At 62.7% G+C, this 14,660-nt stretch carries 13 protein-coding genes; all 13 read left to right on the plus strand.

Annotation, left to right across the window (positions count from 1 at the left end; genetic code table 11):
• Positions 1–219 precede the first annotated feature (219 nt).
• The 13 genes from BUC24_RS23955 (at position 220) to BUC24_RS24015 (ending at position 14,567) form a co-directional block, all read left to right on the plus strand.
• A complete protein-coding gene (locus BUC24_RS23955; RefSeq protein WP_073222839.1) occupies positions 220–1,200 on the plus strand; it encodes a lipin/Ned1/Smp2 family protein in 981 nt (326 codons plus the stop codon).
• A gap of 126 nt (positions 1,201–1,326) precedes the next feature.
• Positions 1,327–2,349 (plus strand): phospholipase C/P1 nuclease family protein, encoded by a 1,023-nt coding sequence (locus BUC24_RS23960; protein ID WP_073222841.1) that lies wholly within the window; start codon positions 1,327–1,329, stop codon positions 2,347–2,349.
• Entirely contained in the window at positions 2,349–3,671 is a 1,323-nt protein-coding gene (locus BUC24_RS23965; RefSeq protein WP_229448639.1) for a peptidylprolyl isomerase, read from the plus strand. Before BUC24_RS23960 ends, BUC24_RS23965 begins: the two co-directional genes overlap by 1 nt.
• On the plus strand, positions 3,668–4,186 hold the full coding sequence (locus BUC24_RS23970; RefSeq protein WP_073222843.1) for a hypothetical protein: 519 nt from the start codon (positions 3,668–3,670) through the stop codon (positions 4,184–4,186). The genes BUC24_RS23965 and BUC24_RS23970 overlap by 4 nt, the downstream gene beginning before the upstream one ends.
• Positions 4,187–4,313: 127 nt before the next feature.
• Entirely contained in the window at positions 4,314–5,129 is an 816-nt protein-coding gene (locus BUC24_RS23975) for a hypothetical protein (RefSeq protein WP_143167643.1), read from the plus strand.
• A gap of 153 nt (positions 5,130–5,282) precedes the next feature.
• The gene (locus tag BUC24_RS23980) at positions 5,283–5,474 is read left to right on the plus strand and encodes a hypothetical protein (RefSeq protein ID WP_143167644.1); all 192 of its coding nucleotides are present in this window, start codon (positions 5,283–5,285) and stop codon (positions 5,472–5,474) included.
• Between the two features lie 361 nt (positions 5,475–5,835).
• Positions 5,836–6,720, plus strand: coding sequence for a carbohydrate ABC transporter permease (locus tag BUC24_RS23985; RefSeq protein WP_073222849.1), 885 nt, complete (start codon positions 5,836–5,838; stop codon positions 6,718–6,720).
• On the plus strand, positions 6,717–7,589 hold the full coding sequence (locus BUC24_RS23990; RefSeq protein WP_073222850.1) for a carbohydrate ABC transporter permease: 873 nt from the start codon (positions 6,717–6,719) through the stop codon (positions 7,587–7,589). The genes BUC24_RS23985 and BUC24_RS23990 overlap by 4 nt, the downstream gene beginning before the upstream one ends.
• Before the next feature lie 7 nt (positions 7,590–7,596).
• Complete coding sequence (locus BUC24_RS23995) at positions 7,597–8,652, plus strand: ABC transporter ATP-binding protein (protein ID WP_073222852.1); 1,056 nt, start codon at positions 7,597–7,599, stop codon at positions 8,650–8,652.
• 16 nt (positions 8,653–8,668) lie between these two features.
• Positions 8,669–9,682 (plus strand): LacI family DNA-binding transcriptional regulator, encoded by a 1,014-nt coding sequence (locus BUC24_RS24000; protein WP_073222854.1) that lies wholly within the window; start codon positions 8,669–8,671, stop codon positions 9,680–9,682.
• An 86-nt stretch (positions 9,683–9,768) separates the two neighbouring features.
• Complete coding sequence (locus BUC24_RS24005) at positions 9,769–12,261, plus strand: glycoside hydrolase family 3 protein (RefSeq protein ID WP_073222856.1); 2,493 nt, start codon at positions 9,769–9,771, stop codon at positions 12,259–12,261.
• Complete coding sequence (locus tag BUC24_RS24010; RefSeq protein ID WP_073222858.1) at positions 12,258–13,241, plus strand: glucokinase; 984 nt, start codon at positions 12,258–12,260, stop codon at positions 13,239–13,241. Before BUC24_RS24005 ends, BUC24_RS24010 begins: the two co-directional genes overlap by 4 nt.
• A 27-nt stretch (positions 13,242–13,268) precedes the next feature.
• Positions 13,269–14,567 carry a sugar MFS transporter gene (locus BUC24_RS24015; protein ID WP_073222860.1) on the plus strand — a complete coding sequence of 433 codons (1,299 nt, stop codon included), beginning with the start codon at positions 13,269–13,271 and terminating at the stop codon, positions 14,565–14,567.
• The last annotated feature ends 93 nt before the right edge of the window (positions 14,568–14,660 follow it).

Consider the following 14,660-nt stretch of genomic DNA (forward strand, 5'->3'; position numbering starts at 1 on the left):
ATGTAACGCAGCGCAGGCGCCGGAGAAAGCGAAATTTGCAGCCACCAGCAAGCCGCCCCAGGCTTGGTCGAATGCGGGCGGGTTGCTTTGGATTCGCATTCTTGCAACAGCGTTTTTTTGGCGCGATTTCGTAATTGGTCTGTCACTTGTGCTCGCTAGAATCGAACGGTTGTGCTCAGAGTTTTTTCAAAAAACCGATTCTTTTCAGGAGAGAAATTGATGTTGAAAAATACTGCCAAGGTCTTGATTGCTGCAACTGCCATTTCCTCAATGCATGCGATCGCTGCCTGCCCCGATTACGTCACCGCAGCCTCGGCGCCAGCGCTGGCCGGCCCTGCCAAAAAGGGGTTTGCCAAATTCGGCAATACCCTGCTGTCGAACTGGTACAAGCCGTGGCACATGGCGCATGACGTGATCGCCAAGGCGGGCACGCCAGCGAACATCGAAGCCAAATTCGATTACGACGCCGTGCTGCACAAAGACCTGGAGGGGGAACGTGTGCATGCGTATTTGTACGGTACCGGCATGACGCAGTGGCAGTATCTGGGCAACTACACCACCAATAGCGACGGCAAGATATCGGTGCCGCTGGGCGCGCGCGCGGTCGGCGACTATGTGGTGCGCTTTGTGGTCGAAGGCGACCTCAGTTCCACTGCAGGTTATGTGAGCGTGGTCGACCCGGGGCGCGAGGCGGTGCTGTTCGATATCGACGGCACGCTTACCATCAACGACTTTGAAGCCTGGGCCGACTACGCCGGCATCAAAACGGCGACTGCCTACTACTATGCGCCTGAAGTGGTCAATGCCTATCGCCAGAAGGGCTACCAGATCATCTTTCTGACGGCGCGGCCCTATTGGGTCACCAAGGATGGCAGGGAGTGGCTCGGCATCAAGAATATCGGGCAGTGGCATTACCATTCCAACCCATACGGCGACGGGCCGATCCCACCGAATACCCAGCAATTCAAGACGGACTATGTGCGCTACCTGCGCAATACCGTCGGCCTGAACATCGTGCGCGCTTACGGCAATGCCACGACTGACATTGCCGCCTACGCCGACGGCGGCATCGCCAAGGCCAACACTTACATCATCGGACCCAACGCCGGCGCATCCGGTACCCAGGCGATCAATGGCGAGTATGGCGGCCACTTTGCCTTCGTGGTGCAGCCGACGCGCGAATCGAGTTGCCGCGGCTGAGATTTTCGACATCGGTAACAGACCCGTAACCGGGGCGTCACAAATTGTGTTTACATTCAGCGGTTCCCACTGAACCGCGAACCGCCACGGCGCGTACAACGCCGTGGACACCTACCTGGAGAGACGATGAAATCTGGACTGCTGGCCACAAGCCTCGCCGTAGCAATGCTCGTTAGCGCCCCCGCCTTCGCATGGAAGCAAGACACCCACCGCCGCATCGTGCTCGATGCCGTCGCCTTCATGAAGAACAATCCATCGACCACCAATTACACCAAGCTTGAAGCGGGCGTCACCCGCGCCGGGTACACCATGGAGCAGTTCGCGCAAGCGCTGGGCCAGGGCGCTTATGACGTGGACGATTTTGCCGACACCTACTTGTGCGGCGCCACCACCGGCAGCTGCGTGATCGCGCCCTTGTGGGGTCTGGGTTCGGGCATTGCCAACTACACCTCGTACTGGCACTTCCAGAATCACGCCAGCGGCCCGGACGTGCATGGCAATGCCTTCGGCGGCTACAACTACGCGAAAATCGCCAAGCGCGGCGATATCGACAAGCTGGCCGCAGCCTGGCTGGTGGGCGACTATCTGGACGATGGCGCCGGTGGCCTGAAAGGCTGGTTTGGCGACAGCAGCAAGTACAACACCTTTGGCATCACCGAAGCGAACTACCGCCAGGGCAGCTACGCCACGGCCAAGCAGTATGCGGACTTCGAGTCGGCCCCGTTCCAGCCGGTGGACAATCTGGCCCAGTACTGGTTCTCGCAATTCCTGGCCCGGCCCACCGCGCAGTCGCTGGGGTTTGCGCTGCACAGCACCGACATCGTGCAGCCGCACCACAGCTGGAGTACCTCCGGCAATGGCCACTCGGGCTGGGAACAATGGGTGAGCGACTACTACGACAGCGAACAGCTCGGTGATACGGTTGCCGTGCGCAGCGCGCTGACCACGTTCACACCTGTGGCGGCCAGCGCCACAGACATTCGTCCCTTGCTGACGCAGGGTGGCTCGTTCTCGTATGCGAACGGTGGCATCGTGCTGTCCTCGACCGACCATGCGGACCGCCGCACCGTGGCCAAGAAGATGATCCCCCATTCGATCGCGATGGTGGTGCACGTGCTCAATCGCGCCGCCGAGCGCCTTGCGATGTGATGCGCATTGCGATCGTGCGTGTGCTGGCCGCTGTGCTGCTGACAGCGGCACTGATGCCAGCTGGTGCCGCGCCAGCCGTGGCGGCCCGCATTGACGGCGTGCCTTTGTATGGGTCAAGCGTCGACACCATGTGGGCGCTGGCCAGGGCTGGGTCGCCCAGGACGGCGCGCCAGGAGGTGCTGGACGCGCTGATCGGCAACCGTCTGCTGGCGGCGGAAGCGCGCAAGCGGGTGGGGGAAGCGGCGCTTAGCAGCGGGGCACGCGTGGCGTTCCCGCGCGAGGTGACAATCGACGATCAACTGGTGAGCGCTTTGCGCGCCGTGCATGGCGCGCAAATGGAGAGCGATCTGCGCAAGCTCGCTGGCGGCATCGATGGACTGGTGCGCGCACAAACGCGCCCCGACGCCGCAGCGCTCGCGGCACTGGCCGGCAAGCCCGGTGGCCTGCTGCTCGACGCCAGCTACACCGCCGCCCAGCTGGAGGCCGCGCGCAAGCTGGTTTTGCTGCGCTACGCCATGCCGGACGGCGGCGCCGAGGGCAGCGTGACTCTGGCCGATGTGTATCAGCGCCAGAACGTGCAGGGCAGGGTGGCCATCATCGCGCGCGATGTCGATTTCATGCTGGCGCAGGCCCGGCAACTGGTCGGCGCGCAGTACGTTCTGCACTGGGGCGGGCGCCGATTGGGCGAGGCAGCGCTGGCGGACCTGCGTGCGGCGCTGGCCGACCAGGCCGACGCGCAGGCCTTCATGCGCATGCATGGCATGGGCGAAGACGCGCATGGCGAAAGTGTCCTGATCGACCAGCTGGCGCGCCAGAGCTCCAGCGAGGAAGTGCGGGACTACTACCGCCGTCACCGTGAGCGGTTCATGCGCATTGAGCGCGTGCGGGCGCGCCACATCCGGGTAGCCGACGAGGCCACTGCTGCAAAGGTCGCGGCACTGCTGGCTGGCGGGGCCGACTTTGCCGCTGCCGCGCGGCGCCACTCAATCGCCACTGATGCCGCCAGCGGCGGAGACCTTGGCTGGGTGCGGCATAGCGCGGCACCGCCCTGGCTGGCGCAGCTGGTCTTCACGTTCGAGGAAGGAGAGGTGTCGCCACCGGTGCGCATGCCGGGCGGTCCGGATGACAATCCGGGCTGGGAGCTGGTGCGCGTCGAACAGCGCGTGCAGGGCTATCAGCCGATCGAGTCAGAGTCGGTGCGGTATGTGGCCAGCCGCGCCATCGGGCGCGAGAAAGCCCTGGCCAAGCTGGCAGCGCTGCGCAAGCAACTGAAACAGAGTGCGCAAGTCGAGATCGTCCGCACTGCAGGAGCGCCATCGTGAAGCTGGCGTTCGCTTGTCTGCTGATTCTGGTGGCGGCGTGCTGGCTGGCCGACCGTGCCAGCGAGCCGCCGGCCGGCATGCCGGCGCCGCGCGCTGCCGCCATGCGCAGTCCGCAGTCTGGTAGCGTGCCGCCTGCGGCTGGGCGGCAGTGGATGGATGCGGTGGGCGCGGCGCGGCCGGCCACACCGGCCTGGGAAAGTCTGGCCGACGCCAGGCAGCATGGCGACGCGCGCATGCCCCCGCTGGCGGCGCCAGCCCCGCGCGACGCCGGCCCCAGTCCGGCCCAGCTGGCCGACCCGGCCGCTTACCAGCGTTACGAACAGGATCAGAACGCGCGCGTGATGGCCAATTACGCGGCAGCGGTCGACGCCGAAGTGCCGCGCCTGCGCGCCGATGTGGAGCGGGCGCGCGCCATGGGCATCCCGGCAGCGGAGATCGCCAAGGTGGAGGCAAAGATTTTCCGCCTGGAAAAACTCAAAAAAAGCATTGCAGAAACGGGCGGCGTCAATGACTGATTAGCCACACTGCAAATTGCTAAATTGGCAAAAAGACGGTACGCTCTCACGGATCAGATTCACGTCCCTGGGTTCGCGCAATTGCATCGAGCTCCTTGCTAAAATTGTTGCGTAGCGCTGCGTATCGATGAATACCTTGTTAGACCGTTTGCAGTCCTTGTTTGCGGGAGCGCCGGCCGAGCCGGAGATCGCAGCCCTGACCAAGCCCGAGCTGCACCAGATGCGCAAGGAAGTCGTGGCCGGCCTGGTCGAAGGGCTGCAGCCCTTGCTCCAAGCGGAAGGGTTTGGCCGCTTTTCAAACGGCACCGCCTGGCGCCGCAACGAGCGCTGGGTGGACGTGGTCCAGATCCAGTTCATTCGCTCGGCGCTGACCAGCGCCCACTCGCCGTCGCTGCATGTGGGCCGTTATTTCAACTTCATTCCGCTGCGCGACCCGGGCAACCCGCTGCGCTGGCACAAGGGGCAGCGCGAACCGATGCCCGAGCAGTGCCACATCCGCAAGACTATCTACAAACCGGTGCGCGACAAAAAGTCGCCACCTCAGACCTGGCTGATCGGACCCACCGGCGAAGGGCTGGAGCAGTGCATTGCGCAGGCGCTGATCCTGGCCCAGTCGCACATCCTGCCCTGGTGTTTGTGGCTGGACGACCTGGATGCGGCCTTGCAACTGGTATTGAACCGGGTGGCCGACATGGAAGGCGTGAGTGAGGACCCACTCATGTGCGGCACCTGGAATCACCACACCCACTTCGGCAAGCATGTGGTGGGCGGCATGCTGGCGCTGGAGTTGGGGCGCTGGGAATTGGCCGCCAAGCTGCTGGCGCCTGTCCTTTCCACGGGCGGCACCCTGGGCAAGGGTGACCGCCTGTTCCCGCTCGATCCCAAGTCGCTGACGGAGCTGGCGGCTGCGCGCGATCATGCTTTAAAGCAAATACAAAAATAGCACTCCCCGCGATAGCAACAATGGGCTTTCACCTTGCGTCTCAGCAATTGTGAAAGTTTCCATAGGGCTGTATATTGCGGGTTACTGGAGGAATTGATGGTTCAAGAGCGGAAAAACCGGTTGATGGCATACCGGGTTGAGAAAGGCCTGTTGGTGCAAAAACTGGTATCCACGCGCGCCGCAGCAGCCTATCTGAGCAATTATGGGGTACCGATGCACGTCTCGATGCGCGTGCTGAGCACGACCAACAAACGCGCCGAAGCCACCTACAACGAAGAACCACTGTGGTTCGAAATCGTGCTTGCCGCCGGGCCCACCTACGGCGCCAAAATGGAATTCTTCTAGGATCTGACCCAGCGACATCTCCGCGCACCTGGCAGTGTTGCAAAATCGGGGTCAGACCCCGTTTTTATTTGGTCATTGCTTCCAATTGCCAAATTCAAGTCAGATTCTCGTAAATAAGAGAAACGTTCGCCTTCGTTCAATATTTTTCATTCGCCCGAACCGCTTCCACAACAAATAAAACCGGGGTCAGACCTCAATTCTGCAACGTTGCAGAATTGAGGTCTGACCCCGGTGTTGCTTTGGGGCTGGGGGACGGGCGTTGACACTGAAAATCGTTGGGTGCTATATTCCGTCGTGGTAGTGGGAACGTTTCCAACGTCTTCCACGCACGCGGCCACAGAGCCGCCTACGAGGAGACACAATGGTTCGAGCTGCGGCGCATCCGCTGCGCAAGGTTATTCCGTTCGCGGCGCTGTTGCCGATGGCGCTTACTGTCATTGTCGGCTACCTCGGTACCGTGCTGTGGTCGTTCAAGACCTCGCTCACCAATGCCCGCAGTTTTCCTTCCGATACCTTTGTCGGCATGGCCCAGTACACGCGCCTGTTTGAAAACGAACGCTGGATCCTGTCGCTGCAAAATCTGGCCCTGTACGGGGTGCTGTTCATTCTGGCTTGCCTGATCATCGGTTTTTTGCTGGCGGTGTTCATCGACCAGAATGTCACCGGTGAAGGCGTGCTGCGCACGGTCTTTTTGTACCCGTATGCGATGTCCTTTGTGGCCACCGGTCTGGTATGGCAGTGGATTCTGACCCCTGGCAATGGCATCGAGCAGGCCGCCGTGCACATGGGTTTTGCCGACTTTACGTTTGACTGGATCGTGGACCAGGATATGGTCATGTACACGATCGTGATCGCCACCGTGTGGCAGGCATCGGGCCTGGTCATGGCGTTGATGCTGGCTGGCCTGCGCGGCATTGATGGCGAAATCTGGAAGGCGGCGCGCCTCGATGGCATCCCCACCTGGCGCGTGTACCTGTCGATCGTGCTGCCGATGCTGGCGCCTACCATTGCGACGGTGCTGCTGTTGCTGACCACTGCCGTGGTCAAGCTGTTCGATGCGGTGGTCGCGATGACGCAGGGCGGCCCCGGTACCGCCAGCGAGGTGCCGGCCAAATTCATCATGGATCATTTATTCGGACGGGCCAATATCGCCCTGGCCTCGGCCGGCGCGATTGTCATGCTGCTGCCGGTGCTGGCGCTGGTGGCGCCGTATGTGTATGCGCGCAGCCGCAAGGCACGCGCATGAGGCCGCGCAGCATGAAGGCGGCGCTGTCGCCAGCCCGCATCGGCATCTACTTTTTCTTGTTCACAGCTGCGCTGTTTTTCCTGCTGCCGCTGTACGTGATGCTGGTCACGTCGTTCAAATCGATGCCTGAAATCCGGGCCGGGAATATCTTTGCGCTGCCCCTGGCCGTGACGGTGGATGCCTGGCGCGAGGCCTGGAGCGGGGCCTGCACGGGCCTGTCGTGCGAGGGGATCAAGGGCGGCTTCTGGAATTCGGTGGCGATCGTTGTGCCCAGCACGATCCTGCCTATCCTGATTGGCGCGATCAACGGCTACGCGCTCTCGTTCTGGCGCCCGCGCGGCGCGGCGCTGCTGTTCGGCGTGCTGATGGTGGGCGCCTTCATTCCGGTGCAGGTGATGATTTATCCACTGGTGCGGGTGCTGGCCGGGGTAGGCCTGTTTGGCTCCCTGCCGGGTATCGTGCTGGTGCATATGATCTTTGCCATGCCGGTGATGACGCTCCTGTTCCGCAATTACTACGCTGCGGTGCCGCATGAGCTGTTCCAGGCAGCGCGCATCGATGGCGGCGGTTTTTTCCGCATTTTTGCGTACGTGATGCTGCCTTTGTCGCTGCCGATCATCGTGGTGGCCGCGATCATGCAAGTCACCGGCGTGTGGAACGACTACATTCTGGGCCTGGTATTTGCCGGGACCGAGAATCTGCCGATGACGGTGCAGCTCAATAATGTGATCAATACCACCACCGGCACGCGCCAGTACAACGTCAACATGGCGGCCACCATTCTCACGTCGCTGGTTCCGCTGGCGATCTATTTCATTTCCGGGCGCTGGTTCGTGCGCGGTATCGCCGCCGGCGCGGTCAAAGGGTAATCTATCAATGTCGAATGTCTGCTTGCGCAAGCTGTCCATCACCCTGGGCGCCAATGAGATCATCAAGGAACTCGACCTGTCCGTGGAAGAGGGCGAATTCCTGGTCCTGCTGGGCCCTTCGGGCTGCGGCAAGTCGACCCTGCTGCACAGCGTTGCGGGGCTGATCGATGTCAGCGGCGGCACGGTTGAAATTGGCGGTGCCGACATGACCCATGCCGATCCGAGCGAGCGTGGCATCGGCATGGTGTTCCAGTCGTACGCGCTGTACCCGACCATGACGGTGGCAAAAAACATGTCCTTCGGTCTGCGCATCGCCGGCACACCCAAGGCGGAAATCGAACGCCGCCTGGCGCGCGCAGCCGAGATGCTGCACCTGGAAGCGCTGCTCGACCGCAAGCCGGCGCAGCTGTCGGGTGGTCAGCGCCAGCGGGTGGCAATCGGTCGCGCGCTGGTGCGCCAGGCAGGGGTGTTCCTGTTTGATGAGCCGTTGTCGAATCTGGACGCCAAGCTGCGCGCGGAACTGCGGCGCGAGCTCAAGCTGCTGCACCAGACGCTGCGCTCGACCATGATTTATGTGACCCACGATCAGGTGGAGGCAATGACGCTGGCAACGCGCATCGTGGTCATGCGTGCTGGCGTGATTCAGCAGATCGGCGCGCCATCCGAGGTGTACGAACGGCCCGCCAATCTGTTTGTGGCGGGCTTCCTCGGTTCGCCGTCGATGAACTTCATTGAGGGTGAACTCGATGCCCTGGGCCGCTTTACCTCGTCTTCCCTGATGCTCGATACGGGCATCGAGGCCAAGGCCGGCGCGGTGGTCCTGGGCATTCGTCCGGAACATATCAGCGTGAGCGTGGCCGGCCAGTTCGAGGGCAGCGTGGCGCTGGTGGAACCGATGGGGAACCATCAGATTGTGTGGATCGCGGTGGGCGAACGCAAGCTGTCGGCCATCGTCAATGACACCCGCGTATTCAATCTGGGTGATGCGGTGCGCTTCGGGGTGGACACCAGGCGCGTTTCGCTGTTCGACAAGGCCAGCGAGCAGCGCCTCGCCGGTACCTGATCACGATAGGACGCATATGGCAACCATCAAGGATGTAGCGCGCCTGGCTGGCGTGGGGCTGGGTACCGCGTCGCGGGTAGTCAGCGGCAAGGGCTCGGTCTCCCCGGCGACGCTGGAAAAGGTGCGCCAGGCGATCGAGACGCTCGATTTCCGGCCGTCGCACGCGGCCCGCTCGCTGCTCTCCGGCTCGTCCCAAATGATCGGGGTCTACATCCCGGTATTGAAAGGGACGTTTTACACGCCAATTCTGCAGCTGATCGATACCGAGCTGCGCGCGGCCGGACTGCACATGGTGGTTGCGTTTGGCGTTGGCCTGGGCGACCCGCGCCAGCAAGCCATCGAGGGCATCGAGTTTTTGATGGAGCGTGGCTGCGATGGCCTGATTGCGATGACCAATCACCTGCTCGACAGCGACATCGCCGCCCTGGGCCCCAAGCAATCGCGCCTGGTGGTGCTCAATCATGTTCATGGTGCCATCGCCGAACAGTGCTTTTCGGCCGACCATACCCAGGGCGGGGTGCTGGCCGCCCGTGCCCTGCTTGACCTGGGGCACCGCCAGATCGCGGTGATCGCCGGCCCGCACACGCTGCCCGACAACGTGGACCGGATTGCCGGCTTCATGGCCGAGATGGCACGCGCGCGCATTGACACCGCCACCATGTGGGTCGCCGAAAGCGACTTCTCGCCCGAGGGGGGCTGGCATTCGGCGCAGGAGCTGGTGCAGTCGGGCTATCAGTTCAGCGCACTGTTCTGCGCCAACGATGAAATGGCGGTTGGGGCGCTGTCCTACTTTCACGAGATCGGCATGTCGGTCCCGCGCGATGTGTCCGTGCTCGGCTACGACGATACACCCAGCACCGAGTTTTCGGCGCCGCGCCTGTCGTCGGTCCATGTGCCATGGCGGGCCGTCACGCTGGCCGGTTTGAACGCCTTGCTGAACCGCTGCTACGGGCTGGCGCGCGCAGTGGACCATGCCTTCCCCGTCAGCGTGACCGAACGCGCTTCGATGGCGCGCGCCACCAAGAATTGATTGACAAAAGAACGCGACAGCCGCAATATCAGGCCTGATTGGAATCGCTTCCAATTTCCCTCGAACCCTTCTCCCGTGCTCATATCATGATCAAACCTATCTGCCTTATCGCCGCCGTGCTGCTGCACAGCGCAGCTGCCGCCGCCGCCGCCGCCGCACCCAAGCCACTGGCCGACTGGCCAAAAGTGCGCAGCGCCGTTGCCCCGGATGCCAAGCTGGAAGCGCAGGTGGCCAAGATCGTCGCTTCGATGACGCTGGCGCAGAAGGTGGGCCAGATCACGCAGCCGGAAATCAAGACCATCACGCCGGACCAGGTCCGCGAGTTCTATATCGGCTCGGTTCTGAATGGCGGCGGCAGCTGGCCGAACGGGAATAAATACGCCACCCCGGCGGACTGGGTGGCGCTGGCCGACAAGTTCTATGAAGCGTCGATGCAGACCGACATGGCCACCAAGGTACCGGTCATCTGGGGGATCGATGCGATGCACGGCAACGGCAATGTGTATGGCGCCACCCTGTTCCCGCACAATATCGGCCTGGGCGCCGCGCGGGATCAGGCGCTGGTGGGCAAGATGGCCGTGGCAGTGGGGCAGGCAGTGCGCGCCACCGGCATCAACTGGGTCTTCGCACCCACGCTTGCCGTGGTGCGCGACGATCGCTGGGGCCGCACTTACGAGAGCTTTGCCGAAGATCCTGCCCTGGTCCAATCGTACGGCGCCGAATACGTGCGTGGCCTGCAGGGTAATCTGCGTGGCGACGGCAATGTAGTGGCCACGGCCAAGCACTTCATGGGCGATGGCGGCACCGATCAGGGCAAGGACCAGGGCGTCGCCAAAGCCAGCAAGGCCGACATGATCAACATTCACGGGCAGGGCTATTACAGTGCGCTGGCCGCTGGCGCGCAAACCGTGATGGCGTCGTTTAACAGCTGGAACGATGTCGCTGGAGGCACCGATTACGGCAAGATACATGGCAGTAAAGCGCTGCTGACCGATGTCCTGAAAACCAAAATGGGCTTTGACGGCTTTGTGGTCTCGGACTGGAATGGTATTGCCCAGGTCCCCGGCTGCAGCAACGCCAGTTGCCCGCAAGCGATCAATGCCGGTATCGACATGGTAATGGTGCCGGACGACTGGAAAGCCTTCATCGCCAACACCATCAAACAGGTTGAAAGCGGCCAGATTCCGATGGCGCGCCTGGACGACGCCGTGACCCGCATCGTACGCGTCAAGCTGCGTGCTGGCCTGTTCGGCAAAAAACCGTCGGCGAGCAGCTTTGCTGGCCGCCCCGAGGCACTGCAGTCGCGCGACCTGGCGCGCCAGGCGGTGCGCGAGTCCCTGGTACTGCTCAAGAACGATACCGGTGCGTTGCCGCTGGCGGCGGGTAAAAAGATTCTGGTGGTTGGAAAAAGCGCTGACAATCTGTCCAATCAAAGCGGCGGCTGGAGTCTGACCTGGCAGGGCACCGACAACAAGAACAGCGATTTCCCGAACGCCGATTCGATCCTGAAAGGGATCGAGGAAGCAGCTGGCGCCGGCAACGTGAGCTACAGCGCCAATGCGGTCGGCATCGACCTGGCGCGTTTCGACGCCGTGGTCGCTGTAATCGGTGAAACACCTTATGCGGAAGGCGACGGCGACATCGGCCCGTCCGGCACACTGCGCCACAGCGGTCGCTATCCGGAAGACCTGGCTGTACTCAAGGCGGTTGCAGGCAAGGGCAAGCCGGTGATTACCGTGTTCGTGTCCGGCCGTCCGCTGTACACCAATGACTTGATGAATCTGTCGGACAGCTTTGTCGCGGCCTGGCTGCCAGGTACCGAAGGCAAGGGCGTGGCCGATGTTCTGTTCAAGGGCAAGCATGACTTCCGCGGCAAGCTGTCGTTCTCGTGGCCGAAGTCGGCCTGCCAGGCCGAGCTCAATGTGGGCGCCAAGGACTACGCTCCCCTGTTCGCCTACGGCTATGGCCTGAAGTACGGCAGCAAGTCGCGCGTTGGCCAGCTTGACACTGCCTATCCGGAAGGCGGCTGCGGCGTCACCAATATGTACCCGGTCTTCAATCAGGCTGACCGCGCTACCTGGCCACTGGCCGTGGTCAGCGGAGAACAGCGCGTCGCACTGGGCGCCGACGTGAACGGCGTCACCACACTGCCTGGCGTGAAGGTGGAGACCACCCAGGTCAACACCCAGCAGGACGGCAAACTGGTTACCTGGACCGGGCCCGCGCGGATCGAAGCACGGGGCGCGAAAGCAGCTGCCTTGCCTGCGTTTGCCACCAAGGATGGCGCGCTGGTGTTCGATACGATTGTCAGCGCCGCACCGGCCGGCAAAGTGACGGTGGCCATCGGCAGCGCGTCGCTGGATCTGAGCGCCGTGTTCCAGCGCCTGGCGGGCAAGGGCAAGCAGACGGTGCGCGTCCCGCTGGCGTGCTTCGCTGCCCGTGGCGCCAATCTGGCGCAGGTTGAGGTACCGTTTGCGGTGGCCAGCGACGCGGGCTTCACGGCTGCATTCGCCAACGTGCAAATCGTCGGCGGCGGCGCCAGCGAAAAAGACGCCATCAGCTGCGGCGAGGCCAAATGAACATGGAACCGATCCGCTTTTTCGATGGCCCGCGTCTGCTGGCCGACGTTGGTGGCACCAACGCGCGCTTTGCCATCGAGACGGCACCACGCCAGTTCGAGGCGGTAACGGTACTGCCTTGTGCCGACTACCCGAGCCTGGGCGCCGCCGCTGCTGCCTACCTGGCCAGCGACGCGGCCAGGCCGCACACGGCGGCGATGCGCGACGGCGCCATTGCGATCGCCAATCCGGTCGATGGTGACGCGGTGCGCATGACCAATCACACCTGGAGTTTTTCGATCGAGGCGCTGCGCGAGGAACTGGACCTGGCCACGCTGCTGGTGGTGAACGACTTCACCGCGCTGGCAATGGCGCTGCCGCATTTGCGACCTTCGCAACGCGTGCGCATTGGCGGCGGTACTGAAATGCCGGGTCGGACCATTGGTTTGATCGGTCCTGGTACCGGACTGGGTGTGTCGGGCATTGTACCGATGGATGGACGCTGGGCAGCACTGGCCAGCGAAGGTGGGCACGCCAGTTTTGCGCCCGCCAACGAGACCGAATTCGCCATCGTCCAGCATCTGTGGCGGGAGTTCGGCCATGCATCGGCCGAGCGGCTGCTGTCTGGCCCCGGCATTGAACTGATTTACCGCGTGGTGACCGGCGCCAGTCTGAGTGCGGCCGAGATTACCCAGCGGGCGCTGGACGGCAGCGATCCCGATTGCATGCGCAGCGTGGACTTGTTCTGCGGGGTACTCGGCTCCGTGGCCGGCAACGTGGCGTTGACGCTGGGCGCGACCGGGGGCATGTATATTGGCGGGGGAATCGTGCCGCGCTTAGGTGCGCGCTTTGCCGAGTCCCCGTTCCGCGAACGATTCGAGGCAAAAGGACGGTTGCAGCCTTACCTGGCGCGCATCCCGACCTTCCTCATCACTGAACAGTATCCGGCTTTCCTGGGCGTCTCGGCTATCCTGTCCGAACAACCCGCGCACCGGCATTGAGTATTTTCACCAGGAGACATAACTAAAATGGAAACCGTCACACAACCGGGTGCCCTGCGCAGTTCTGCAGGCGCCAATTACCAGGGCAATACTGGCCCGCTGGTCATCGTCACCATTCTGTTCTTCATGTGGGGCTTGCTGACCTCTTTGAACGATGTGCTGATTCCGCATCTGAAGTCGGTCTACACCCTCACGTATGTGCAGGCGATGCTGGTCCAGTTCTGCTTCTTTGGGGCGTACTTTGTCGTGTCGCTGCCGGCCGGCATGCTGATCCGGAAAATCGGCTACCAGAAGGGCGCCGTCACAGGCCTGATGATCGCCGCTGCCGGCTGTGCCTTGTTCTACCCCGCTGCCACCTCCGGTTACGCGGTGTTCCTGCTGGCCTTCTTTGTGCTGGCTGCCGGGATCACCATTTTGCAGGTGGCCGCCAACCCGTACGTGACGGAGCTGGGCGATCCGCAGACGGCGTCGAGCCGTCTGACCCTGACCCAGGCCTTCAATTCGCTGGGCACCACGGTGGCGCCGGCGCTGGGCGGCATGCTGATTCTGGGCGGCGTGGTGTTGGGCGCGGCCGAACTGGCGCAGTTGCCGGCTGCCGAACAGGCAGCCTATCGCGCCAAGGAAGCGGCCATGGTACAAGGGCCCTATCTGGCGCTGGCTGCCGCCCTGCTGGCGCTGGCGGTGCTGTTTGCCCTGGCACGCTTGCCCAAGATCGCGCATGCGGAGACCGTGGGCAGCGTGCAGGCCGGCGCGGCCAAAGGCTCCGTTCTGGCGCATCGCCACTTGGTGCTGGGTGCCATTGGCATCTTCCTGTATGTCGGTGGTGAGGTCAGTATCGGCAGCTTCCTGATCAGCTTTATGGGAGAACCGAGCATCGCTGGCCTGAGCCACGCACAAGCGGCGACCTATGTCAGCTTCTACTGGGGTGGCGCCATGGTGGGCCGCTTCATCGGTTTCGCGGTGATGCGTTATGTCAGCCCGGGCAAGGCGCTGGCGTTCAACGCGGCCTGCTCGATTGCGTTGATTCTGATGGCAATTTTTGGCAGCGGCACCACCGCCATGTGGGCAATTCTGCTGGTGGGCCTGTGCAATTCGATCATGTTCCCCACCATCTTCAGTATGGCGCTGCACAAGCTGGGCGACCTGACCGGTCAAGGGTCGGGCATTCTGTGCATGGCCATCGTTGGTGGGGCACTGGTGCCGTTCCTGCAGGGTTATCTGGCCGATACCGTTGGTTTGCAGATGTCGTTCCTGGTGCCAGCGGCCTGCTATACCTTCATTTTGTACTTTGGTCTGAAGTACGCGGGCATGTACCAGCAGCGTTAAGCAATTCGTTTCCCCTGAAAAGCAATGCCGCCCGCAAGGGCGCATTGCTTTTTGTCTTTTTGAACCGCTGAACTTGCGCGCGGCACGCGTTGT

It is taken from the genome of Massilia sp. CF038 (assembly GCF_900129765.1).
Classification (GTDB): Bacteria; Pseudomonadota; Gammaproteobacteria; order Burkholderiales; family Burkholderiaceae_D; genus Telluria_A.